General features: G+C 62.0%; 23 protein-coding genes. 12 read left to right on the top strand and 11 right to left on the bottom strand.

What is annotated here, in order from left to right:
• Window positions 1-64: 64 nt before the first annotated feature.
• Entirely contained in the window at window positions 65-652 is a 588-nt protein-coding gene (locus AC20117_RS09125; protein WP_236777485.1) for a dihydrofolate reductase family protein, read from the top strand.
• Window positions 653-692: 40 nt separating this feature from the next.
• On the top strand, window positions 693-965 hold the full coding sequence (locus AC20117_RS09120) for an antibiotic biosynthesis monooxygenase family protein (protein ID WP_074699998.1): 273 nt from the start codon (window positions 693-695) through the stop codon (window positions 963-965).
• Between the two features lie 92 nt (window positions 966-1057).
• Here AC20117_RS09120 and AC20117_RS09115 read toward each other — a convergent pair whose 3' ends face one another.
• Entirely contained in the window at window positions 1058-1678 is a 621-nt protein-coding gene (locus AC20117_RS09115; RefSeq protein ID WP_074699999.1) for a GyrI-like domain-containing protein, read from the bottom strand.
• Window positions 1679-1734: 56 nt separating this feature from the next.
• Between AC20117_RS09115 and AC20117_RS09110 the strand changes: the two genes are divergently transcribed.
• The gene (locus AC20117_RS09110) at window positions 1735-2715 is read left to right on the top strand and encodes a hypothetical protein (protein WP_074700000.1); all 981 of its coding nucleotides are present in this window, start codon (window positions 1735-1737) and stop codon (window positions 2713-2715) included.
• Window positions 2716-2795: 80 nt separating this feature from the next.
• Here AC20117_RS09110 and AC20117_RS09105 read toward each other — a convergent pair whose 3' ends face one another.
• Together AC20117_RS09105 and AC20117_RS09100 are read right to left on the bottom strand one after the other, a co-directional pair.
• Complete coding sequence (locus tag AC20117_RS09105; protein ID WP_074703105.1) at window positions 2796-3584, bottom strand: IclR family transcriptional regulator; 789 nt, start codon at window positions 3582-3584, stop codon at window positions 2796-2798.
• A gap of 187 nt (window positions 3585-3771) precedes the next feature.
• Window positions 3772-5121: an MFS transporter gene (locus AC20117_RS09100; protein ID WP_236777484.1), complete on the bottom strand. Its 1350-nt coding sequence runs from the start codon at window positions 5119-5121 to the stop codon at window positions 3772-3774.
• 265 nt (window positions 5122-5386) lie between these two features.
• On the opposite strand from AC20117_RS09100, the gene AC20117_RS09095 reads away from it, so the two are divergent.
• From AC20117_RS09095 to AC20117_RS09060, 8 genes are all read left to right on the top strand, one after another.
• Window positions 5387-6793 (top strand): LLM class flavin-dependent oxidoreductase, encoded by a 1407-nt coding sequence (locus AC20117_RS09095; protein ID WP_074700001.1) that lies wholly within the window; start codon window positions 5387-5389, stop codon window positions 6791-6793.
• Between the two features lie 43 nt (window positions 6794-6836).
• A complete protein-coding gene (locus AC20117_RS09090) occupies window positions 6837-8156 on the top strand; it encodes a flavin monoamine oxidase family protein (protein WP_074700002.1) in 1320 nt (439 codons plus the stop codon).
• Window positions 8157-8165: 9 nt separating this feature from the next.
• Window positions 8166-8678: a flavin reductase family protein gene (locus AC20117_RS09085; RefSeq protein ID WP_074700003.1), complete on the top strand. Its 513-nt coding sequence runs from the start codon at window positions 8166-8168 to the stop codon at window positions 8676-8678.
• A 14-nt stretch (window positions 8679-8692) separates the two neighbouring features.
• Window positions 8693-10156 (top strand): aldehyde dehydrogenase (NADP(+)), encoded by a 1464-nt coding sequence (locus AC20117_RS09080; protein WP_074700004.1) that lies wholly within the window; start codon window positions 8693-8695, stop codon window positions 10154-10156.
• 453 nt (window positions 10157-10609) lie between these two features.
• A complete protein-coding gene (locus tag AC20117_RS09075) occupies window positions 10610-10939 on the top strand; it encodes an ArsR/SmtB family transcription factor (RefSeq protein WP_083339937.1) in 330 nt (109 codons plus the stop codon).
• Window positions 10936-11916, top strand: coding sequence for a TIGR03086 family metal-binding protein (locus tag AC20117_RS09070; RefSeq protein ID WP_074700007.1), 981 nt, complete (start codon window positions 10936-10938; stop codon window positions 11914-11916). Before AC20117_RS09075 ends, AC20117_RS09070 begins: the two co-directional genes overlap by 4 nt.
• Before the next feature lie 19 nt (window positions 11917-11935).
• Complete coding sequence (locus AC20117_RS09065) at window positions 11936-12688, top strand: DUF1801 domain-containing protein (RefSeq protein WP_083339644.1); 753 nt, start codon at window positions 11936-11938, stop codon at window positions 12686-12688.
• A gap of 138 nt (window positions 12689-12826) precedes the next feature.
• Window positions 12827-13399 (top strand): MOSC domain-containing protein, encoded by a 573-nt coding sequence (locus AC20117_RS09060; protein ID WP_074700008.1) that lies wholly within the window; start codon window positions 12827-12829, stop codon window positions 13397-13399.
• A gap of 106 nt (window positions 13400-13505) precedes the next feature.
• Here the strand turns inward: AC20117_RS09060 and AC20117_RS09055 are convergent, their stop codons facing one another.
• From AC20117_RS09055 to AC20117_RS09020, 8 genes are all read right to left on the bottom strand, one after another.
• The gene (locus AC20117_RS09055) at window positions 13506-14315 is read right to left on the bottom strand and encodes an IclR family transcriptional regulator (protein ID WP_074700009.1); all 810 of its coding nucleotides are present in this window, start codon (window positions 14313-14315) and stop codon (window positions 13506-13508) included.
• A 44-nt stretch (window positions 14316-14359) separates the two neighbouring features.
• Complete coding sequence (locus tag AC20117_RS09050; RefSeq protein ID WP_074700010.1) at window positions 14360-15295, bottom strand: formylglycine-generating enzyme family protein; 936 nt, start codon at window positions 15293-15295, stop codon at window positions 14360-14362.
• A gap of 149 nt (window positions 15296-15444) precedes the next feature.
• Window positions 15445-17799: an arylsulfatase gene (locus AC20117_RS09045; RefSeq protein ID WP_101632570.1), complete on the bottom strand. Its 2355-nt coding sequence runs from the start codon at window positions 17797-17799 to the stop codon at window positions 15445-15447.
• Window positions 17800-17830: 31 nt separating this feature from the next.
• Complete coding sequence (locus tag AC20117_RS09040; protein WP_074700011.1) at window positions 17831-18826, bottom strand: glycine betaine ABC transporter substrate-binding protein; 996 nt, start codon at window positions 18824-18826, stop codon at window positions 17831-17833.
• A 3-nt stretch (window positions 18827-18829) separates the two neighbouring features.
• A complete protein-coding gene (locus AC20117_RS09035; protein ID WP_074700012.1) occupies window positions 18830-19600 on the bottom strand; it encodes an ABC transporter permease in 771 nt (256 codons plus the stop codon).
• On the bottom strand, window positions 19597-20847 hold the full coding sequence (locus tag AC20117_RS09030) for an ATP-binding cassette domain-containing protein (RefSeq protein WP_074703108.1): 1251 nt from the start codon (window positions 20845-20847) through the stop codon (window positions 19597-19599). Before AC20117_RS09030 ends, AC20117_RS09035 begins: the two co-directional genes overlap by 4 nt.
• A 4-nt stretch (window positions 20848-20851) precedes the next feature.
• The gene (locus tag AC20117_RS09025) at window positions 20852-21493 is read right to left on the bottom strand and encodes an ABC transporter permease (RefSeq protein WP_074700013.1); all 642 of its coding nucleotides are present in this window, start codon (window positions 21491-21493) and stop codon (window positions 20852-20854) included.
• 390 nt (window positions 21494-21883) lie between these two features.
• Complete coding sequence (locus tag AC20117_RS09020) at window positions 21884-22072, bottom strand: hypothetical protein (protein ID WP_139186755.1); 189 nt, start codon at window positions 22070-22072, stop codon at window positions 21884-21886.
• Window positions 22073-22210: 138 nt separating this feature from the next.
• Here AC20117_RS09020 and AC20117_RS09015 point away from each other — a divergent pair, with 138 nt between their 5' ends.
• A complete protein-coding gene (locus AC20117_RS09015) occupies window positions 22211-22795 on the top strand; it encodes a TetR/AcrR family transcriptional regulator (protein ID WP_074700015.1) in 585 nt (194 codons plus the stop codon).
• The last annotated feature ends 323 nt before the right edge of the window (window positions 22796-23118 follow it).

The raw sequence follows: 23118 nt of genomic DNA, 5'->3' as shown, positions 1-23118 counted from the left end.
GAAGCTGCGCGTAGCTCCTTTCTGCATATCCCTCGACGGCTACGGTGCGGGGCCGGACCAGAGCATGGAGAACCCGCTTGGTGTGGGCGGCGAACGTCTGCATGAGTGGGTATTGCCCACCCGCGCGTTCCGGAGCAAGCACGGCATGGGCGACGACGGCGAAACGGGCCCCGATAACGACGTCGCTGAGCGCTCCGACGCCAACATCGGGGCCACCATCATGGGCCGGAACATGTTCGGCCCGGTGCGGGGTTCCTGGGAGGACAGCGACACGTGGACTGGCTGGTGGGGCGATAATCCGCCCTTCCACCATCCCGTGTTCGTCCTCACCCATCACGAACGCGCGCCGATCGAGATGGACGGCGGAACTACCTTCCACTTCGTCACCGGCGGCATCCATGCCGCCCGCGAGCAGGCGATCGACGCCGCCGGTGGCCTCGACGTGAAGCTCGGCGGTGGAGTGTCGACTATCCGGCAGTACCTGCAGGCCGGGCTCGTCGACGAGTTGCAGCTCAGCATCGTTCCGATCCTGCTGGGTTCGGGCGAGCGGTTGCTCACTGATCTTGGCGATCAGATACAGCACTACCGACGCGCGGACATCACCAGCTCGTCGGCCGCTGCCCACGTCACGCTCGTCCGCGCCGACGGGTAAACCTCGATCCGCTGCAGGCTGCCTGCTTGGGAGAAGAGACATGATCGTCACCATCGCTAATGTCATCGACTTCGATCAATTCCTGAAGACTTTCTCGACGAGGGGCGTGGACAAGAGGAGGGAGTACGGGTGCAAGGGCTCTCAGGTGTTCCGAGACCCCGATGACCCGAACCGGGTGTGGATTTTCTTCGACTGGAAGATCGAGGACTACGAGAGGTTCTTGTTGGATCCCGAAATCCCGGCGATCGCACAGGAGCTCGCCCTCCGACAGCCTCCGGTCAAGGCTGACCCGGTCGCTCAATACGACTCCTGACGGTTCATCTGACACCGCTTGCAAGGGATTAGGGCAGCCGCGGTTGCGGTAGGAACCGGGCACGGCTGCGGCCAGGTTCCGGTTCATCTGATCTACTCGCGAAGCCGGGCTACGGGCTGGCGCACGATGGTCTTGAGCTTGTCGGGACCTGCGCGGCGGGGATCGCTGAGATAGATCTCGTGGTGCCTGCCGGTCATCCGCAATCCGTTGTCGGGGATGAACCGGTTGTGCATCTCGTAGAGCACGGCTGCTTCGTCGTCGTAGGAGCCGACATGGAGAATCTGCACGCTCAAGCCTTCGTCGAGCCGCTCGAGGCGAACGGCGTTGAGTGACGGGGCGCCGCCCTTGGAAGCCACCGTCTCCCGCGCTGCTTCGTAGTGTTCGGGCGTAATCCAGTCGGGGACCATGATCATCAGCGTCCAGTCCCACTGGGACTTATCCCGTGCATTTGTGAAGGCCTCCATGTCTTCCGCCCACCAGACGCCTTCGAGCGGCATGACCGTGTAGTCCCGGTCCAGTTCGGTCTTGCTGAAGAACTTCAACTTGTAGGCGACGGGGTAGATGGTCTTTAGTGCGTCGTCGTACGCCTGAGCGGTGTTCGGGTCGCCGTGACCATCGATCATGAGGAACTGCATCACCGGGACGGTCACGACCGAGAACCTGCCGCGTGGTGCGGAGTAGCTTCCGATCTGCTTCTTGAAGTCGATCTTCACTGCGTGCGTCCCTGTCCCGGTTGTCGTTAGCCGTTCGCGTCCTGTCAGGATGAAGTATGGCAAATATCCAGATACCGGAGGACGGCTGCAGGAATCAGCTGGAGCAGCCGCTGGTCCCGCCTACCCGGTTCGCGTTCCTGAAGGACAACTCCAGCTGGCAGCGCCTCATCGCGGTGGTGGAACGTTCCTTCCGGGACGGCATTCCGCGGTGGCAGGAGGAGCTGCAAGAGGCAGGGCGTGATGAGCTCGACTCTAATTCGGCCCAGGTTGATGTCTACAACGACGTCTTCGATTTCTTTGCGACGCAAACCTGGGGCGCGCTTTGGGATATCTCCAAGGCGCTGTACGAAGCCAATGCCACGTCGTACCCCCGGACGCTGAGCGCCGAATGGGCTTTCCTGGACAGGGATCTGAACCAACCGGCCCACAGCCTCAGTGACCCAAGCACCGATTACCTGTGGAACCCCCTAGCCGAAGCACTGACGGCGATCGTCGATAAGCATCTCGCGGACCTCTTCCAGCCCGACGATGGCCATGACGCCGGCCCTTCAGGCGCGGAGGTCCTGCCTTCGCCTGAAGGTGGGCCCAGCCCAACGCCGTCGATAATCACCTGGGACTGTCCACAGGACGGCCTGGACCCCTTCGACATCGACGAGCCCCAAACCCAGCATCTCTTCCTAGCGCGCGGCTGGTGCCGCGGCTGGATCGCCTCTGCTGAAGCGGACAACCAGGCTTACGACGACGCGTACCGCGGCGGAGTGCCTATGGGCTACAAATCGCTCGTGGCCCACGAAAAGCTGGCCGTGGTCAATCAAGGAACCTTGGTCGCTGCCTGGTCTGAAACCGACACGCCCTCGGTCCCGCCGCACCATGATCCTGCCTGGCGAATCTACCGGCTGCTGTTGCAAAGGGATGCGACGGACGCCGGATCTTATGCGTCTTACCGCGAAGCGCTGGACGCGGCCCTCGAGCTCTCCGGCCGGACCGGCGAAGCCATCATGGTCTCTCGCCTCCTGCGGGTCCATGCTTGGCATTGAACATTACTTGTCCATGGCCGAGCAACGCCACCGGATCGGCACGTCACGCGAACAGTCCGTAGCCGCCGACGTAAGCTCGGCTACTCGAGGGTCTTGCCGATTTCCTCGGCGGTGCTGCGGAGTTGTTCGACGGTACCGGCGAGGCGTCCGGACTTCATGCGCTGGTCCGGGCCGGTTGCGGTGACCACGCCGAGCAGGAGTCCGTCGGCGTCGCGGACTCCAACGGCGACGGCGAACAGGCCCTCTTCGAGTTCGTTGTCGATCACGGCGTAGCCGTTCTCGCGGATCTCCTTGAGCTGACGCACCAACACTTTGCTGTCGGTGATGGTTTGCGGAGTGAAGGACGCCAGAGTCCCGGAGAGGAGCTGGGAAACCCGTGTATCAGCGAGATCTGCCAGCAGGATCTTCCCCGTTGCGCTGGCGTGCAGCGGGTACTGGCGGCGTACGTAAAGGTTCGATACCTGCAACAGCCTGGAGGCCGAGGCTTCGGCGATGATCTCGTATTCCGTCTGGCTCTTGACGAGCGCGAAGCTGACCGTTTCGCTGATCTCCTGGGCGACCCCTTCAAGGATCGGCTGGACCTTCGCAGCTACCCCTGCCGTGGGGTCGGCTAGCCGTCCAAGCCGGGCCATCTCCCAGCCGAGCGTGTAGTTGTTCTCGGTCCGGTCAACAAACCCCACCTGTTCCATGCTCAACAGGAGGCGGAAGGCAGTGGGACGCGTCATGCCGACGATCTGGGCCAGTTCGGTGACCGTAATTCCACGCGGGTGGCGGCCCAGCTCGCGCAGCAGAGTCATGGCCTTGACTACCGACTTGTTGGTGAGGTCCGGCGCTTCGGCGGACTCGTCGGTCGGTTCGGTTTCCGGCATGATCACGTTTTCCTCTCGGGGGCATCAACCCTTTGATTGCAGCAACACCACCTTATGCGGTGAAGAGTCATCCAAGCCCGACGGCGGAGTGTTCCTTTGGCCGAATCCGAACGTCTGGACACGGACGCCCGAAGGTGGGGCAGCACAGTGGTCCCCCGGCCACTGTGCTGCCCCACCGGCTTAGGGGCTACTTCCGATTGCTGCCGCCGGAAGCTTCACTGAGGACGAGTCCCTTGGTCTCCGGGGCCAGGAAGTGGGACACGACCCCGCCAATAATGGAGACTGCAGCGGCGAACACCATAGTCGTTGCGACGCCCAGGCCTTCCATCGAAACTGGAAGGACGAAGGTACCTACGGCGGCGCCGATCCGTGATGCTGCGGTGGCAAATCCAACGCCGGCTCCACGGATTTCCGTGGGAAATACCTCTCCGGGGTAGACGCCGGTGAGGGCAGTGGACACGGCATTGAAGAAGGAGAAGACCAGGAAGCACAAGATCACCACGGTGGGCGAGGCGCCCGCGAAGAGGGCCACAAGGAGCAGCGCGGCAGCCGAAATCCAGAACGGCGGGATGGCCAGCTTCCGACGACCGACTCGCTCGATGAGCAGGACGGACGCCATGGATCCCAGGACCACTATGCCGTTGAGTGCGAGTGCACCGGTCAGCCCGTCCTTGAGACCGAACTGGGTGAGGACCACGGGGGCGAAGGTTGCAATTGCAAAGTACGGCGTGACGTTGCAGATCCAGAAGACGCTGACGAAAGTAGTCGTCTTGATGTGCTCGGGCGAGAACAGGAGGCGGAAGCTGGACTTGCGGACCTTTTCCTCCCTGAGATCGCGCTGCTCTTCCTCGGTCATGAACTCGGCGGCGATCGCCTCGGCTTCCTTGGTCCGCCCCTTGCTCATCAGCCAGCGGGGAGACTCGGGAGTGCCGAGCCGCATCAGGAAGACGATAACGGACGGGATGGTGCTGAGGCCCAGGACAATCTGCCAGTCAATGGTGATGGAGCTGACCAGCGCATATCCCATGGCATAGGAGAACAGATAGCCCACATACCAGGCGACCTCCTGGATGGCGAGCAGTTTCCCGCGTAGCCGGGCCGGCGCAAACTCTGCGAGCAAGGGCCACCCGATGGCGTAGTCGGCACCAATAGCCATGCCCATCAGGAGCCGGACGAAGAACAGCATCGCTGCGTCGGCGATAAAGAACTGGGCAACCGAGCCGATCAGGAAGACCGCCAGGGTGAACGTGAACATCGGCTTGCGGCCGACCTTGTCGGCCAGATAGCCGCCGAGCGGCCCGCCGAAAAAGATGCCGATCAAGGCCGAGGCACCGATGAGCCCCTGCCAGGCGGCGGACAGCTGCAGATCTTCCGTAATGGAAGGCATGACGACGCCGATGCCTCCGAGGATGAACCCGTCGATAAACATGCCTCCGGCGATGACCAGACTCAGTTTGCCGAGGAAGCGACGTTGCTTGCCTTGCAAGGGTTGGAGCGTGGGCCTGCCGGGCGGCGATTGCATGCGCGTAAAGGTCACGGTGGATGTCCTTGTCTTGTCTGAGGGGGCGCGAGGAACATGACGGCCGGGAGCAGCTTCGGGGAGTCCCCTGCTCGCGCTGAAAACGTTCAGTAATTGAACGCCACGTTCGAAGATATGACACGGCTCACACGCTCGTCAAGTTTTTTCTATCCGCGGATTTAACCCTTGACAGTGACGTAGGCGACTACTAAATTGAACACCACGTTCAGAAGTTGAACGTCTACAGTTTCCCGTTTGCACCGGTCAAGGAAGTCACGCTGCTATGAAGAATGAACCGCTGAGCCTCTTCGCCTTTGACGTCAACGCCCCCGCCCATCTGACCTCGGGCTCATGGCGTGACGAGGCTGATCAAGGCCACCGCTACACCGATCTGGCCTACTGGAAGGACGTCGCCCGGATGCTCGAAGGCGCCGGCTTCGACGGCATCTTCTTCGCCGACACCGTCGGCTACCACGACGTCTACGAGGGCCGGCCGGACGCGGCATTGCGCGATGCTGCGCAGTTCCCCGTCAACGACCCGATGCTGCTGATCAGCGGGATGGCCGCCGTGACGGAAAAGCTCGCTTTCGGCGTCACGTCTTCCGTCTCCTACGAGCAGCCGTACCTAATGGCACGGCGCTTCAGCACCCTCGACCACCTGACCGGTGGACGAGTGGGCTGGAACATCGTCACCTCGTACTCCGAGTCCGCAGCCAAGAACCTGGGGACGGGGCAGCAGCTCGACCACGACGAGCGCTATGACTTGGCCGAGGAATACATGGAGGTGCTCTACAAGCTCTGGGAGCGCTCCTGGGAGTCCGACGCCGTGGTCCGCGACAAGGAAGGCGCGACCTTCATCGATCCGTCCCGAGTCCACCCCATCAAGCACTCCGGCAAGTACTTCTCTGTTCCAGGCATGCATCTGTGCGAGCCCTCGCCGCAGCGGACTCCCGTGCTGTTCCAGGCCGGCGCCTCTCCCCGCGGCATGGCCTTCGCCGGACGGCACGCCGAGGTCGTGTTCATCAACGCCGTCTCGGTACAGCAGGCCCGGCGGAGCGTCGAAAAGATCCGGCAGGCCGCCGTCGAGAATGGTCGGAATCCGTACGACATCAAGGTCGTCGTCCTGCTGACGGTCATTGCCGCGCCGACCGACGAAGAAGCCGAAGTCCTGCACCGGCAGGCGCTAGATAACGTCACCGTTGAAGGGACGCTGGCCCGCTTCGGCGGCTGGACCGGGGTCGACCTGTCCACCGCCGATCTCGACGCCCCGCTTACGCACGTGAAAACCCGCGGTGTCCAGTCGATTGTGGACATGTTCTCCAAGGCCGACCCGGACCGGGTGTGGACACCCCGTGCCATCGCCGAGTTCCTCGGCATCGGCGGTACCGGAAGCACCATTGTCGGCTCGCCCGAAACGGTCGCCGCCGAAATCAAGCGCTGGCGCGACGAGGCCGACGTGGACGGCATCAACCTCAGCTACACCACCAAGCCCGACGGGTGGAAGCGCTTTATCGAGCACGCGCTGCCCGAACTGCGCCGCCAAGGCCTCGTCGCCGAGCCCGCCCAGGCCTCCGACGGACAGCAGCTAACGCTGCGAGAGAAGCTCTACGGCCCCGGGAACCAGTACACGCTGCCCGGACACGCAGCCACCGAATACCGCAACGCCCCCGCCGTCGCCCTCGCTTCCTAGCGGGATCCAGGCAAGACAACAACACAAGCAGGAGAAGCACCTCATGACTGAAACCACAGACGTCGTCGTCGTCGGCGCCGGAGTCGCCGGGCTCATCACCGCCCGCGAGCTCACCCGCAAAGGCCTGAACGTCGTCGTCCTTGAAGCACGTGACCGGATCGGCGGCCGCACCTGGACGGATCACCGGCTCGGCCACGACCTGGAGATCGGCGGCACCTGGCTGCACTGGACGCAGCCGCATGTCTGGGCCGAGGTCACCCGCTACGGCCTGGACGTGACCCGCGGCCCCCGCTCTGAAGAGACCTTCTGGCTCGCCGGCGACGAGGTGCGCCACGGCACGCTCGAAGACTTCATGGAGCTCATCGACCCGGGCATGACCCGGCTGCTGGAAGACACCATGAAGTGGATCCCGCGTCCCGACCAGCCGCTGAAGGTGCGGGAAATCGCCGAGGTAGACCAGTTCAACCTGCAGGAGATGCTCGACGAACTGGATCTGTCCGTGGACGAGCGCAACGCCAACGAGGCCGCCTGGGTGGGGCACTTCAACGGCCCTCTGGATAAGTGCGCCTACACCAACGCGCTGCGCTGGACCGCCGCAGCGGCCGGATCCTGGCACCTGATGCACGAGGCGTCCGCTATCTTCCGCCTCGCCAACGGCACCCGCAGCCTGGTGAACGCCATCGCGCAGGACGCCGGGGCCGACATCCGGCTCGGCTCCCCCGTCCGCTCGATCGAGCATGACGCCGATTCCGCCGAGATCACTTACGGTGCCGGCGAAACGATCCGGGCCGCCCGGGTGGTCATCACGGTCCCGATGAATACGCTGCACCAGCTCGACATCACCCCGGCGCTGCCCGAAGGCAAGATCCGTCCCAGCCTCGAGAAGACCGGCTCACGCGGCGTGAAGGCCTGGATCCGGGTCCGCGGCCCCATCAAGCCGTTCTTCGCCTACTCCACGCAGCACCACCCGCTGTCCGTGGTGCGCACGGAGTACATCAACGACACCGAAGCCGTGCTCGTGGCTTTCGGCGCGGACTCCACGCGCCTCGACGTCAACGACATCGACGCCGTCCGCGAAGCCCTGAAGGTATGGCGCGATGATCTGGAGGTGCTGGAGACCACGGGCCACGACTGGATGGCCGACGAATACTCCCAGGAGACCTGGCTGATCCAGCAGCCGCGGCAGCTCACCCAGTACCTCGAGGCCCAGCAGCAGAACACCGGGGCCCTGCATTTCGCCAGCGCAGACTACGCCAACGTCTGGCCCTGCTTTATCGACGGCGCCATCGAAAGCGGCTTCAACGCCGCCCGCGAAATCTACGCCGCCATCACCGCTTCCGCCCAACTCACCCCTGCAACCTAAGGAAGAACCATGAGCATCGCGACCCTCTCCCCCGCAATCGCGCCGGACCACTACCGCTCCGTCATGCGTCATTTCCCCACCGGCGTCGCTGCCGTGTGCGCCATCGACCCGGAGACCGGCAAGCCCTGCGGCATGATCGTAGGCACGTTCCAAGCGCTGTCCATGGAACCGGCGCTGGTGACCTTCAGCGTCACCCGGACCTCCACCAGTTGGCCCAAGATCGCCCGCTCCGGAACGTTCAGCGTCAGCCTGCTCGCCGACGGCCAGCAGACGGTGTGCAAGGCCCTTTCCAGCAAAGCCGAAGACAAGTTCGTGGCGATCGACTGGGAGGAATCCCGGCACGGAAATCCGCACATCAACGGCGCCCTCGGCTGGATCGACTGCACCATCAAGCAGGAGCTCGACGGCGGCGACCATCTGCTGATCGTCGCCAGCGTCCAGGAGATGCAGGAAGCCGACGGCGAACCCCTCGTCTTCCACGGCGGCCGCCTCGGCGGTTTCCGTGAGAGTGCCGCGGCCTAAGAAGGAGAGAATTCATGACCACAACTACTGCCTCCACTGTCACGACCGCCACCGAGCTGGAAGACATCCTGGCCGCCGCGCATGAGGCCGCCGGCCCGTGGGGCGCCCTGCGCCCGGCGCAACGGGCGGACATCCTTGACAATGTGGCCGCTGCGCTGGATGCAGCGGCCGAGGAGCTCATCCCTCTGGCCGCCCGGGAAACGAATCTCACCAACGGCCGCCTCACGGGGGAACTGAAGCGCACCACCTTCCAGCTGCGCCTCTTCGGCGAGGTGCTGCGCGACGGCGGATACCTTGATGCCCGGATAGACCACGCCGACCCCGACTGGCCCATGGGCGCGCCGCGACCGGACCTGCGCCGGGCCCAGCGCCCCATCGGCCCGGTGCTGGTCTTCGCCGCGAGCAACTTCCCCTTCGCGTTCTCGGTAGCCGGCGGCGACACCGCCTCTGCCTTGGCCGCGGGCAATCCCGTCATCCTCAAGGCCCATTCCGGCCACCCCGAGCTCTCTGTCCGAACCGCCCGGATCGTGGTCTCTTGCCTGCGCGCCGCCGGCGCACCGGAGGGCGTCTTCGCCCTGATCGAAGGGACCGAGGCCGGAAGTGCGGCCCTGCGGGACCCGAGAATCAAGGCCGGAAGCTTCACCGGTTCCATCCAGGGCGGACGTGCGCTGATGGACATTGCGGTTTCCCGTCCCGACCCCATCCCGTTCTACGGGGAGCTCGGCAGCAACAACCCCGTCTTCGTGACGGAGAAGGCGGCAGCCGCACGGGGCCCGAGGATCGCCGAGGAGTTCGTCGCCTCGTTCACCCTCGGCGCCGGACAGTTCTGCACCAAGCCCGGAACGATCTTCGTTCCCGCGGGCTCCGGGATGGTCGAGTACCTCCGGTCGGCCGCGTTGCCCGCAGGCGCGGCGTTGCTCAATGACCGCATCCAGTCCGGCTACCTGGAATCCCTCCGGCAGCTGTCCGCACACCAGCACATCAGCGTCCTGGCGCAGGGCCCGGATCCCCTGTCCGATCCGCCCTCGCCCACGCTGCTGCTGACCCGCGCCGAGCATGTCCTAGCCGCCCCGCGCGAACTGGAGGCGGAGTGCTTCGGGCCCACCGCCGTCGTTGTTGAGTACGACGACGAAAGCCAGCTCGTTCCCCTGGCCCAGTCCTTCGAGGGCCAGCTGGCGGCCACGATCCAAGCTGAGGATGACTGCCCCGTGGCAGAGCTGGTGCAGGTGCTGGCCGACAAGGCGGGACGCGTGCTGTGGAACCAGTGGTCCACCGGCGTCTCCGTGACCTACGCGCAGCAGCACGGCGGCCCCTACCCGGCCACCACCGCACCGGGCACCACGTCGGTCGGCACGGCCGCGATCGAACGCTTCCTGCGTCCCGTCGCCTTCCAAGGCTTCCCGCAGCACCTGCTGCCCGAGGCTCTCCAGGACGGCAACCCGCTCGACGTGCCGCAAACGCTCAACGGCCAGCGTTGATACCGCTGCCGCGCCTGGCCCCGGTCAGGTGCGGCAGCCATTCCTCGACCAAGTCCGCCCCGCGATAGGAAGCCCCATGCCGGCCACCGAAGGAACCCTTGCGCACCGCCGTTCCGCTCCTCCCGGGTGGGCGGTCCAACGCGTCGCCGGCGCACTCGAAACCGAACAACAGGCAGGTAGAAGGACGAACACCATCGACCTCGCCCGACGCACTGACCTCAGCAAGGGCCTGGCACGCCGCTGCCTAAACCATCTGCAATCCACGTCGGCCGCTGTCATCCTTCGCTGATGACGCGCTGCGCGGCAACTCGGCATCGTGGCGATGCAATGTAATTTGAACAATCCAAATAAACGACGGCGGCGCGTCCCTTTTACGGGGCGCGCCACCATGCTTTCCAAGGCGCCTTTTCTACCTCTTGCCAGATACGTTAGCGGCGACTAACGTATTCGATGATGGATCCGTTGGAAATAGCCGCAGAGCCGAGCCGGCGCCGCCTACTGCACCTCTTGGCAGGCGGCGAACAATCGGTGGGAGAACTGACTGCCCATTTCAAGGTGAGCCGTTCGGCAATTTCGCAACATCTATTGGCTTTGGAACGGGCCGGATTGGTGACGGCGCGCAAAGAAGGACGCAGCAGGTTCTATCGGCTCGATGCAGCAGGCATGGGCCGGCTTCGGGAGCTGGTGGAGCAATTCTGGACCCGCGAACTGGATCTGCTCGCTTCGGACGCCGAAGCCTTGGCCGGTAAAGCACCCTTGGACAGAAAAGAGACATTGCCATGAAATTCGACAAGACCATCCACCTGCCCGTCAACGCAGATGAGGCGTTCGCCCTTGTGACCGACCCGGAGCGGCTGCGCCGTTGGCAGACCGTCGCGGCCAGAGTGGACCTGCGGGTAGGCGGCGAGTACCGCTGGACCGTCACCCCGGGCCACCACGCCTCCGGAACCTTCCAGGAGATCGAGCCCGGCAAGCGGGTGGTCTTCACGTGGGGCTGGGAATCCGGAATGGATCTTGCACCCGGCTCATCGACCGTGACGATCACACTTGAGCCCGACGAGAACGGCACCTCGCTCCGGCTTGAGCACGAGGGACTCACCGATGAACAAGCCGCGGCCCACGCCGAAGGCTGGAACCACTACCTTGACCGGCTGACCGCCGAGACATCATCGGCCACCGGAGCCGGACCGGACGACTGGGCTGCCGCGCCGGACCCCATCGATCACTTCAACGCAGCCGACGCCTCGCTCGCAGTGCTGCTCCGCGTGCTGCGGAACATCAGTAGCGAGGACTACGGCAAGCCCACCCCGTGCCAGAACTTCAACATCGGGCAGTTGCTGGATCACCTGGCCGGATCGTTGAAAAGCGTCGGTGGGGCGTTAGGGGCCAACCCGACCGACCGCACCGACGCCGCACCTGAGGTACGTATCGCCGGTCTCGCCCAGCCAACGCTGGAGGCCTTCACCCGCAGGGGCGCCGAGGGCGCCATCGACATGGGCTTCGCCGAGCTGCCCGCAACGGTCGTGGCGGGCATCGTAAATCTGGAACTTCTCGTGCACGCCTGGGATTTTGCAAAGGCCACCGCGCAGGAAATCCATGTTTCCGACGTCGTTAGCGACCACGTGACGCGCCTTGCCGAAGAGACCATCTCCGATCAGGTCCGGGCCAGCGGCAGCTTCGCGGCAGCCCAGCCAGTGGCGGAGACGGCCGGAAGCCTGGAACGGCTCTTGGCGTTCACCGGCCGGAGCGTTTCGGCATGATCGGCGGACAGGAGCACAGTTGAATAAGCGACCGGAGGTCGACGCCTGGTTCGCAGACCGCGCCCATCCTTTGGAAGAGACCATGCAGCTGGCTCGCGAGCTCATCCTGACTGCTGATGACCGCGTTACCGAGTCGATCAAGTGGAAGACACCGACCTTTTCTTTCAAGGGCGACATCGTCAGCTTCAGCCCGGCCAAAAAGTTTGTCAGCCTGATGTTCCACCGCGGCGCGGAAATCAGCGGACAGCACCCCCGGCTGACCGGTGACGCACGGCTGGTACGAGTGATGCGGTTCGAAGACAGTGCGGAAGTCAGGGAAGCTGCAGACGAATTGCAGGCCGTCATCAAGGCCTGGTGTGCAGACCACGACGACAACAGCCCGCCAGCTGAAAGAGAGGTAGCGTTGTCCAACTCGCCAGAGGAGGAAGCCACGGACATAGACCTGTTCGCCGGCATCCCCGTCCGCGACTACGCAGAAGCCGTCGTTTGGTATGAGCGGCTTCTGGGAGCCCCGCCAGCATTCCTGCCCAACGATACCGAGGCGGTGTGGGAGCTCGCCGAGCACCGGTATGTATTCATCGAGGTCCGACCCGAGCATGCAGGGCACGCGATGCACACCGTCTTCCTCGGCGACTTTGACACCCGCATCTCGCAGATTGCCGAACGCGGACTCGAGCCGGCCGTGCGCGAAACCTACGACAACGGGGTCCGCAAGGCGACCTTCCGCGACCCGGACGGCAACGAGATCGGGTTCGGTGGTGCACCAGTCTGACTGATCCGACACCAGTTCGCGCCCGCCTCCAGGAGGCTCCCTCGCAATTGAAGCCACGTCCAGCTCCTTTGCACGGCGTCGCAGCACGGGTACGATCGCCCGGACGGACGGATAAGGCAGCGCGGGGAGCGTGATGGCATGACGACCACGTACAGGTACCCAGTGGAAATCCTGCACCTGCTGGTGTCCTCGGGGCACGCCTACTTCGGCCGTTCGAAGGACGGCGCCGCCAGCGTCCCCACGTCGGATCCCGACCGGGTCGAGGTAGTGGCAGGCAAAGGAATTGTGGGCGACAGGTTCTTCGGCAAGGCAGCGCATATGGATGCTGCTGTTACGCTGATGGCCGTCGAATCTCTCGAAGCGATCGCGGCTGAGCTCGGCGTTCCGCCGTTTGACCCGCTCCTGGCCCGGCGCAACGTGGTCCTGCGCGGCGCCCACCTGGCTCCGCTGATCGGCGAGGAATTCGCTTTGGAATCCCGTGGCGAAATCGTGCAGCTGCGCGGCGGACGGCACGCTCATCCCTGCGTTTGGATGGACCGCATGCTCGCTCCGGGCGCCCACGCTGCCATGCGCGGACGAGGAGGCCTGCGCTGCCAGCCGCTATCGGACGGGTTCCTTAACCGTGGACCTGCAATGCTGCTCAGCCCGGTCCCGCTCCAGCCCGAACTAGCCGGTGTGGCTGCACGGTTGAGGCCAGGGCGGTTGCCGTAGCAACCCGGCACTGGCTGGTGCACGATACACCCGCTGATATGTTGAGATCGAGGCGATAGTCGAAGGAGCCGAAATTGCAGACAGCCCCACTTGCGTGCAGGTCGAGTCAGCCGGGATAACCCATTCGGGCGCTGATGCGCAGCGCGGACTGCTTAAGATCCTCGATCAAACCAGGTGTTTCTTCGGGCGTAAATCGGAATGAGGGACCGGAAATGCTGAGCGCGCCCGCAACAGAGCCGGTATGGTCGTGAACCGGCACGGCAATGCCATTTAGGCCAATTTCGAACTCTTCGTGGACGATGGAGTAACCGGCAGCAGCTATCTCCACAAGCGACTTTTCCAGTTCGCTGCGTGATGTAACGGTTTTCGCTGTTCTGGCTGGAAGACCGGTTTCCCTGAGGATCTCCTCTCGCCTGTCGGCCGACAAACCAGCCAACAAGACTTTTCCGCTCGAGGTGGCATGAAGTGGGGTCAGCCTTCCAACCCAGTTTGTGGTGGCCAGCGACGAGGGGCCCATTGCTTGGTCCACATTGACGGCATACCGCGACCGAAGCACGGCTAGGTTGACCGTTTCCTGGAACCGCTCGGCGAGTTCCTCGAGGATTGGTCCGGCCTCCTTGACGAGGCTTAACCTGCGGGGTATCGAATTGGCTAGTCGAAGGACTGTGAACCCGAGCTGATATTTACCGCGTTCTCGGTTCTGGTTGACCATGCCCCGCGCGTCCAAGGCGGCGAGCAAACGAGAGGCGGTGGACTTGTGGACGCCCATTTCGCGTGCAATTTCAATTACTCCGGCACTACCAGCGCGGGCCAGGATATCCAGAACTGTGATGGCCCGGTCCACGGATTGCACGCCGCCGGCAGAGGCACCCGTGTGTTCGAAAGGAACCTGTCGCGATGTATTCGAACGCTCCATGGTGGCCAATCCTATACGGCGTGCAAGAGGCTGAAGTTCAATACTCATAAGGCGACGGTTCGAAAACCAATGTTTCCGCTTGCTGAGTCTGCGGTGTTATAGCTCCGCGCAGCAACGCGGTATCTGTTGCAATAGGAGTCATGGCAGAGGTATGAGCCGCCGCGCATAACGCGTCCCATGCCAATCGTCGGGCCCTGCGGATCAGCAGTAGGTGAATTTCGATAGTACTTGGGAAGGAACCAGTCCGAGCACCACTCCCAAACATTTCCACTGACCTCGTACAGTCCGAACCCGTTACTCGGGAATTGCCGCACGGGTGCAGTGGTGAGGAAACCGTCGTCTTGGGTGTTGCGTGCGGGAAATTCGCCTTGCCAGATGTTGCACAGATGCTGACCATCGATCTGAAGCTCGTTTCCCCAGGGGTAACGGCGCCCTTCCAAACCGCCCCGGGCGGCATATTCCCATTCCGCTTCAGTAGGCAACCTGCAGTCCGCCCAGTGGCAGTACGAGATTGCATCGTTCCACGAAACCTGAACAACGGGATGATCAGGTATGTCCTCCCAAGTGCTTTTCGGTCCGGCGGGATGCGCCCAGTCGGCACCGCGCACTACGTGCCACCAAGGAGTACCGGTTGCCGTTCCCTGAATATCGGCAGGGTCCGCCTTGGTGGCAAGGTGGAAGACTGCAGAGAATCCGAATATTTCTGATTCAGTGCGATAGCCGGTAGCGGTGACAAATTCGGCAAACTGAGCATTGGTGACCGTAGTGGCATCAATCGAATAGCTACTCAATTCCACACGATGTAGCGGTGTCTCACCGTCGGTGGCATAGCCTTCATCGAAATGATCTCCCATGAGGAAGGTACCTGCTGAAATGTGGGCTTCAGCGCGGACGTGCCCCCGCGCGCGGCCCAGGGCTGCGGGCTGGCGCAGAGGCGTCGCTTCCGCAGACCCTCTTGATGGGCCGCAACAGTTACTCAATGTGGACTACCTTTCTATCCGGTCCTGCGGTGAGTTCAGTTATTGCTGGGATAAACCGAACAGGACCAGCCCATTGCTCATTAAACAGCTCCGGACGTTCTTGGAGGTAAGCGGCCGTCTGTCACCTCCAAGAACGCCGGGCTCAGATGCTATTGGTGCGCTAGCAGCAGCCGTTGACGATCTGTTGCGTCCATGTGCCCATCCGGAACATCACTGTCCAGATCGATGCGCACAGTATGAATAGTGCCGGTGAAGGAATTATCCAAGGGCTCGTAGTCATCCGTCACGGGTGTGCCTCTGTCGATGCCGATATTGAGTGTTTCGTCGAAGGAGAAATAGTAGGCCGTGGTCCTTTCTACACGTCCGTGGCCGATATTTCTGCCGTCAACACCAAGCCGAACCTCGCCGCCCAAACCGATGCCGTCGCCGTCGTAGTCGAATTCGAACAGCAGCTTCTGGCTCCCAGGCTGTAACTGCTCGCGTGAACGGATCGTATAGAGGTGGCGGCCGTAACAGTTATAGGCATAATTCAAGTAACCGTTCAGGACATACAGCGACCAACCGCCGAAACGTCCTCCTTGGGCAATGATCACCCCTTCAGCCCCGGATTCCGGAATGTCTACATGAGCGGTGATCCGGTGTGACCGGTTTTTTACATTCGGTGCCGTCTCCTCTGTAAAGCGTCCCATTCCGGCGCGATAGGTAACGGACTGCCGGCCGGCGAATACATCTATACGACCAGCGACTTGTGGATTCTCCCGTTCAGTGACGCGGTCGTCCAGGGGAAACACCTTGTATTTGCTGGCTTCAATGAGGAAAAGCTGTTGGAGTTCCCGGAGTTTCTCGGGATAGAGGTGGGCGACATTATGTGCCTGCGTCCAGTCGATCGTGGTGTCGTACAGCTCCCAAACATCGTCTTCGAATGATGGCAGCCCCTCGGGCACCATCAGCCACGGGGTGCCATGGCGAGTGACCGCGGTCCAGCCCTCGTGATAGATGCTCCTGTTGCCGCACATTTCGAAATATTGGGTACGGCGGCGATCCGGCGCAGCCTGATCGTTGAAGGTGTAGACCATGCTGGTGCCTTCTATCGGCTGCTGGGTGACGCCGTTGACCATGACCGGATGCGGCACCCCTGCAGCTTCGAAGATCGTGGGGGCGATATCGATGACATGGTGCCACTGATGACGGATATCGCCTCCACCCCTGATGCCGTTGCCCCAGTGCATGATCATGCCGTCGCGCGTCCCGCCGTAGTGGGAAGCCACCTGCTTGGTCCACTGGTAGGGAGTGTTCATCGCCAGCGCCCAACCAACAGGATAAATAGCGTACGTGCTGGCATCGCCGAGGGATTCCATTTCTGCAGCCATGACCTCAGTACTGTCGGCGAAACCGTGGCCTACAAGATGTTCCCTGGTGGTTCCTTCAATGCCGCCTTCTCCTGAGGCGCCGTTGTCGCCCAGAATATAGATGAACAACGTGTTGTCCAGCTCGCCGATGTCGTCCAATGCATCAACGAAGCGGCCGACCTGCGCGTCCGTATGCTCGGCAAAGGCCGCGTATGTTTCCATGAAGCCGCAGGCAACCGCACGCTCGGTTTCGTCCAGTTCCTCCCACTCCGGGACAACCTCCGCCCAAGGGGAAAGATCGGCAGACTCGGGCACAATGCCCAACTCCTTTTGCCTGGCCAGAGTCTCTTCGCGTTGTACGTTCCAGCCTTGGTCGAAGCGGCCCCGATATTTGGCCTTCCAATCCTTGCCCACGTGGAATGGGCCATGGGTGGCGCCGAAGGCGATGTACGTGAAGAACGGTTTGTCGGGTGTGAGGGTTTTCTGTGTTTGGACCCAGTCAATGGCGTTATCGACGAGGTCTTCGGAGAGGTGGTAGCCCTCTTCTGGCCGGCGGGCAGGTTCCACCGGTGTTGTTCCATCGAACAACTGCGGGTACCAGTGATTCATCTCCGCGCCCATGAAGCCGTAAAACTTATCGAAGCCCTCGCCTGTAGGCCAGCGGTCGAAGGGACCGGAAGCGCAAACTTCCCGTGGAGGAGTCTGGTGCCATTTACCGAACGCAGCTGTGCTGTACCCGTTACCGCTCAGGGTCTGGGCGATGGTGGCGGCGCTGGGGGGCCGGAACCCTGTGTAACCAGGAGCCGACGTCGTCATCTCCGTTGTAACGCCCATGCCCACGGAATGATGGTTGCGGCCGGTCATCAGGGCCTGCCGGGTCGGGGAGCAAAGAGCTGTCACATGGAATCGGCTGTACCGCAATCCTCCACCGGAAAGACGCTCTGCCGTAGGCATCTCACACGGCCCCCCGAAGGCGCTCGAAGCCCCGAAGCCCATGTCGTCAATGAGGACAAGGACTACATTGGGGGCGTTCTCGGGAGGTCGCAGTGCCTCAACCGGCGTGAATGCGGCATTCTGTCCCTGGATGCCCATTGATGTAGGGACAGGGTTCGTCCTCACCGGGATGGGAAGTATCTCTCGGATTCTTGAATCCATTCGTCTTGCTCCGTTCTTTTGAATGAGGGGGTCAGGAAGGGCGGATGAAGCCGTTTTCGATCATCCAATCCGCGGCGACTTCTGCCGGTTCCTGGCCATCCACGTCCACCTTTCGGTTTAGCTCCTGCATGGTCTCTGTCGTGATTTCGGCTGAAATGCTGTCGAAGATGTCCCGCAGCTGCGGGTATTGCTGCAGCGTTTCGGTATTGATGATGGCCGAGGCGTTGTAGGCCGGGAAAAACTTGCGGTCATCTTCGAGCACATTCAGGTTCAGCGCCAGGATCCGTCCGTCCGAGCCGAAGACTTCACCGAAATTGCATTGCCCTCGCGCTGTCGCCTCATAAATGGCGCCGGTGTCGAGGATGGCGATGTTGGAATTGGAAACTCCGGCCGGCGTTCCTCGCTCGATGCCATAGTGCTTCAGCATTGGCGTTAGCCCGTCTGCCCGTGAATTAAACTCCGATTCGACGCAGAAGGTGCGCTCCTCGACAGGCAACTCCGCGATCTCGGACAGTGTGGAGATGCCCCCCAGCTCTTCTTGCACTTCCTCGCTGACTGCGATCGCATACGTATTGTTCAATCCCGACGGCTCCAGCCACGTCAGCCCGTTCGTCAGCTCAGCGTCGCGGACGGCTTCCCATTGTTCTGTCTGGTCAGCGAGGCCTCGGTCCTGGCCAAGGTAGGTCAACCAGGCCGCTCCCGTATAGTCCCAGTGGATCTGGGCCTGGCCGGAGAGCATGAGTTTGCGCACGGGAACACTCCCTGGAAGGCCGCTCATGTCCCTAACTTCAAAGCCAGCGGCACGCGCAGCCAGCACGGCGATCTTTGCCAGTATGAGCTGTTCGGTGAAGTTCTTGCCGGTAATGGTTAAGGATGCGCCCTTGGGCAGGTCCAGCTCCTGGATTGATCCCGGCGCCACCTCGGGGACGTAGGACGTGGCGGGCTGGAGGCCGCAACCAGCCACCGACAGTGTCGCCACGGCGGCCAGGAGTCTGATGGCGTGTTGTCCGCGTCGTTCTCTTTTCATGTATCAGATTCCCTTCGGACGCGCGAAGTGTTCGACGATTCCGCCCAGCCAGTCCAGAAAGAGTGCCAACAGGGCTGTAAGTAAGGCGCCGGCGGCAAGCACCTTGGGTAGGTAGAGGTTGACTCCGGTTGTGATGAGCAGACCGAGGCCGCCGCCGTTGACGAAAGCGGCCAGTGCCGCAGTTCCCACTAGGAGAACGAGGGCCGTGCGGATCCCGGCCAACATCACGGGAACGGCCAAAGGCAGCTCGACTTTGAACAAGACCGCTGCGGCGCTCATTCCGACGCCTCGGCCGGCCTCCACAAGCCGTGGATCCACTCCGTCGAGGCCAACCATGGTGTTGCGCAGGACTGGTAGAAGCGCATACAGGATGAGCGCAACGGTGGCCGCGGCTTGCGAGAACCCTAGCCAGAACGCCAGAAGAACGATCAGCCCGATGGCCGGTGCTGCCTGGCCGACGTTGACTAGGGCAAGGACCGGGCCGGTCAAGCGCCTGAATGGGCGTCTGGTCAGGATGACGCCGAGAGGAATGGCGATGACGAGAACGATGGCTGCGGCGGAGAACGTGAGAAAAAGGTGTTCTGCGGTATAGCCCCACAAAGCAGAGGGGTTCAACGTGGCCGATTCCGTGGGGGTGAGTTCGACTGTCAGCAGCCAAGTGGTGAATAGGCCCAACAGCGTAAGAATCGCCGCGAGCTGGATGACCAAACCGCGCGCGGACTTCGAGCGTCCCGGTGCATCCGTCCTGGTCTCTGCAGCGGCTGTGACGCTCACAGGCGTGCTCCGGCGGCTGCTGTTGTCGGAACAGACCCGGTATTTGTGCCAACTGGCGCGTCGGCAGGCACCGAATTGGCGACTTGCTGACGAATGGCGGTGATCGCGCGCATCACGGTTTCGACGTCAATAATGCCTAGGAACTTGTCCCGCGGGCCGGTCACCACTGCTGCACCTTCGCCGCAGACGAGCATGGTGTCCAACGCATCGTTCAAGGTGGCACGGTTGCCGACGACCGGCAGTTTGGGGTCAGTGAGTCCATCTATGACATTGAGGCGGGAGAGTTGGCGGCGTGAAAGCCATTGGACAGGGCGGTCGCGGTCATCGAGTACGACGACGTGGTGCTCCCCTGCACGTTCCATTCGGGCGATGACTTCCTGGGCCCGGTCGCCCGACCGGGCGGTGATTCCCGGAAGCAGATCCACGTCACCGACGCGGCTAAGTGTCAGTTGTTTCAGCCCGGCACAGGATCCGATGAATCCTTCGACGAATTCATTCGCCGGTTCGGCGAGGATACGTTCGGGAGTGTCGTATTGGACGATTTCCGCCCGTTCCGAGAAGACAACAATCCAGTCGCCGAGCTTTACGGCCTCATCGAAGTCGTGTGTGACGCACACGATGGTCTTATGCAGTTCGCTCTGGATGTGTATTAGTTCATCCTGCAGCCGCTGGCGCGTGATTGGATCCACGGCGCCGAAGGGCTCGTCCATTAGGAGCACTGGCGGATCAGCGGCCAAGGCCCGCGCAACGCCAACGCGCTGCTGTTGGCCGCCGGACAGCTCTTTCGGGTAGCGGTCCCGGTAGATGGCCGGATCCAGCGAAACCAAATCCAGCAGTTCATCGACCCTATTGGAAATACGTTGCTTGTCCCAGCCCAGCATCTTGGGAACCAGCCCAATGTTCTTGGCCACGCTCATGTGCGGAAATAGGCCCCCGGCTTGGACAACATATCCGATCCGGCGACGCAGCTCGTCTCCGTCGATATCAGTGACGTCGTCGTCACCAAGAATGATGCGTCCCTCGCTTGGCTCAATGAGGCGATTGATCATCTTTAGCGTTGTGGTCTTGCCACAACCGGACGGGCCAACAAACATGACCGTCTTGCCCGCGGGGATTTCCAAAGTAATGCCATCAACTGCCGGCGCTTTTTGACCGGGGTAACGCTTGGTTACCCGATCAATAAGTATTCCAGCGCCGCGGTCACTGGCGGAACCCTCTCTATGGGTCCCTTGGCTTGAGGTGGAGATTGTATTAGACACGAATACCTCTCGAGATAGTCAGACGGCCTAGGCCGATGAATCCAAGGTCAAGAATCAGCGCCAAAATAATGACTGCCACAACTCCGGTGACAACCGAGCTGAGGGAGTTTGCCCCGCCAAGACGGGCCAGCCCGGAGAAGATGAACCCGCCCAAGCCCGGACCGAGGGCGAACGCAGCAATGGCCGCGACTCCCATCACCATCTGCGCGGATACCCGCACGCCGGCCAAAATAACGGGCCAGGCCAGCGGCAATTCGACCCGCAGCAAAGTTTTGATGCGGCTCATTCCCACTCCACGCGCGGATTCCACAAGTGCAGGGCTTACGCCGCTTAGCCCAACCACGGCGTTTCTAAGGACAGGCAAAGCGGCGAAGAATGTGATGACGATGACGGCCGGGGCCACGCCGAAACCGAACGGAACGATAAGGATCCCTATCAAGGCGAAGGACGGAATGGTTAGGCCTACGGCAGATACGGCGTTGGCGACGGAAGCCAAAGTCCCGTTGCGATAAACGAGCGCAGCAAGAACGACGGCGATGACGCTGGCTAAAACGACGCACTGCACTACAAGGCTGAAATGCTGCCAGGAGGAGAAAAGAACCTGTTCCCAGCGGTCGGCAATAAAGTTCAACAAGTTAAATGTCCTCCGAAACCGGTTGGATCAAAACGAAGCTGTTGCCACATGTGCAATTCATTTCACTATGCGGACCAGACTCCGGGATAGACGCCTGCAGTGTCAATACCTGATCGGCCAAGAACGCGAAAATCATCGAACGAACCGGAATGTGACGCACCCCACCACGGCAAGCTGGTCCTCCCATACCTCGAGCCAGCTTGATAATCAAGCTTTTCTGCGAGGCAGTTCATGATCGAACCGAAGACCCTGTATATGACGTCGCGAGCGCACCGACAGTCGATGAATGATCAGACTCGAGGTGGCTGTGCGCGAAACCTATGAAACGGTGCGCGCAATTGAAGCCCCGCAGAATCCTGCGGGGCTTCAATGCTCTGTACAGTATTTCGGCTACGGGGCGCGGTCGCTGGCCGGCTCTTCCACTTCGGACTTGTCGAGGAAAGCCTTCACTTCGGAGTCATCGGACTTCGTCCAAGTCTCGGCCCCGGCGTCCTGGTCCTCCCTGCGGGGTTCCGGCGTGCGTGCGGTTTCCTTTCTGAAGCCCCAACCGAAATCCTTATTCGAGGCGTAGCACATCACGAACCTCCTCTATCTCGGTCCCTTAATCGTCCTCCGGTCAGCGGTGGAAGCCAAGTGTCGGATCATCATCATTGGCACTGGACGGCGAGGCGAGCACCTCAATTCACTCATCCGGAGTTTTCGCAATAGTCTGGCCGAATGGATACAAGCACCGTGAAGCCCGGCGAACGGGTCGACAGGCAGGCGCGCATTCTCGAGGCCGCCATGGACCTGCTGTCGCGCCATGGCATCTCGGGCGTCAACATGCGTGCCGTCGCGCGTGAAGCAGGTGTCGCGCTGGGGCTTGTGAACTACTACTACGAAGACAAGACGAGCCTGATCCGGGCTGCATTGAAACGCGTTGACGAGCATGACATTGCGCTGGTCAAAGCCGATTCCGCATCGCCGCCAAAGGAGCGGCTCCTTGAGGCACTTCGGCGCGTAGCCGATCCGGAACTGCTGACCACACCATACTTGTCGCTGCGCCTCCACTTATGGGCGCTAGCGCAGGCCAATGAAGACTTCGCTGTCATAAACGACGCAGCATTCGAGCGGTACGTCGACGGCCTCGCTGGGTTGATCGGGAACGCCAGGCCTGAACTGTCACCTGAGGAATGCCGGAAGCGGGCAGATGACATTGTGGTAATCCAAAATGGAATGTGGATAACGGCACTCCTTGGCTTGGACCGCGCGTCCACCGAGAGAAGCATTAGCCGCACAGAAGAGATCGCCTTCGCCCCGTAACAAAACTCGAGCAGCTTCTCGGGGACGAGACGTCAGTAGTGCGACTGCATCCCGGCGATAGAAGGTCTCACCGCACTCTGATCAGCCTCTTCTTACAGCAGCCGGTCCTCCGGCCTAAATTTTCTTGAACATTCGTTCAAAGATAGTCTTGAACAGATGTTCAAACTCGACTACTGTGCACGATATGATCCGCATCACATCAACTGGAGTCCGCCTCATTGAAGCGGCGGCTTGGCTGGTCCCTTTCTCCAACCTGGGGAAAGCTCAACCCGGACCCTGTTCGGGAGCCATGCCTTGAGTGATGTTGCTCTATTAGACCAGTG

The organism is Arthrobacter crystallopoietes (assembly GCF_002849715.1).
Lineage (GTDB): Bacteria > Actinomycetota > Actinomycetes > Actinomycetales > Micrococcaceae > Crystallibacter > Crystallibacter crystallopoietes.
The sequence above is the reverse complement of the archived record's forward strand: the minus strand, read 5'-3'. Positions and strand labels throughout refer to the sequence as shown.

What these genes read in the sequence shown, in the direction of transcription:
- AC20117_RS09125 (WP_236777485.1), top strand. Translation starts at nt 65, where the DNA reads ATGGAGAACCCGCTTGGTGTGGGCGGCGAACGTCTGCATGAGTGGGTA.
- AC20117_RS09120 (WP_074699998.1), top strand. Translation starts at nt 693, where the DNA reads ATGATCGTCACCATCGCTAATGTCATCGACTTCGATCAATTCCTGAAG.
- AC20117_RS09110 (WP_074700000.1), top strand. Translation starts at nt 1,735, where the DNA reads ATGGCAAATATCCAGATACCGGAGGACGGCTGCAGGAATCAGCTGGAG.
- AC20117_RS09105 (WP_074703105.1), bottom strand. Translation starts at nt 3,584, where the DNA reads ATGCCGGAAACCGAACCGACCGACGAGTCCGCCGAAGCGCCGGACCTC.
- AC20117_RS09095 (WP_074700001.1), top strand. Translation starts at nt 5,387, where the DNA reads ATGAAGAATGAACCGCTGAGCCTCTTCGCCTTTGACGTCAACGCCCCC.
- AC20117_RS09090 (WP_074700002.1), top strand. Translation starts at nt 6,837, where the DNA reads ATGACTGAAACCACAGACGTCGTCGTCGTCGGCGCCGGAGTCGCCGGG.
- AC20117_RS09085 (WP_074700003.1), top strand. Translation starts at nt 8,166, where the DNA reads ATGAGCATCGCGACCCTCTCCCCCGCAATCGCGCCGGACCACTACCGC.
- AC20117_RS09080 (WP_074700004.1), top strand. Translation starts at nt 8,693, where the DNA reads ATGACCACAACTACTGCCTCCACTGTCACGACCGCCACCGAGCTGGAA.
- AC20117_RS09075 (WP_083339937.1), top strand. Translation starts at nt 10,610, where the DNA reads ATGGATCCGTTGGAAATAGCCGCAGAGCCGAGCCGGCGCCGCCTACTG.
- AC20117_RS09070 (WP_074700007.1), top strand. Translation starts at nt 10,936, where the DNA reads ATGAAATTCGACAAGACCATCCACCTGCCCGTCAACGCAGATGAGGCG.
- AC20117_RS09060 (WP_074700008.1), top strand. Translation starts at nt 12,827, where the DNA reads ATGACGACCACGTACAGGTACCCAGTGGAAATCCTGCACCTGCTGGTG.
- AC20117_RS09055 (WP_074700009.1), bottom strand. Translation starts at nt 14,315, where the DNA reads ATGGAGCGTTCGAATACATCGCGACAGGTTCCTTTCGAACACACGGGT.
- AC20117_RS09045 (WP_101632570.1), bottom strand. Translation starts at nt 17,799, where the DNA reads ATGGATTCAAGAATCCGAGAGATACTTCCCATCCCGGTGAGGACGAAC.
- AC20117_RS09040 (WP_074700011.1), bottom strand. Translation starts at nt 18,826, where the DNA reads ATGAAAAGAGAACGACGCGGACAACACGCCATCAGACTCCTGGCCGCC.
- AC20117_RS09015 (WP_074700015.1), top strand. Translation starts at nt 22,211, where the DNA reads ATGGATACAAGCACCGTGAAGCCCGGCGAACGGGTCGACAGGCAGGCG.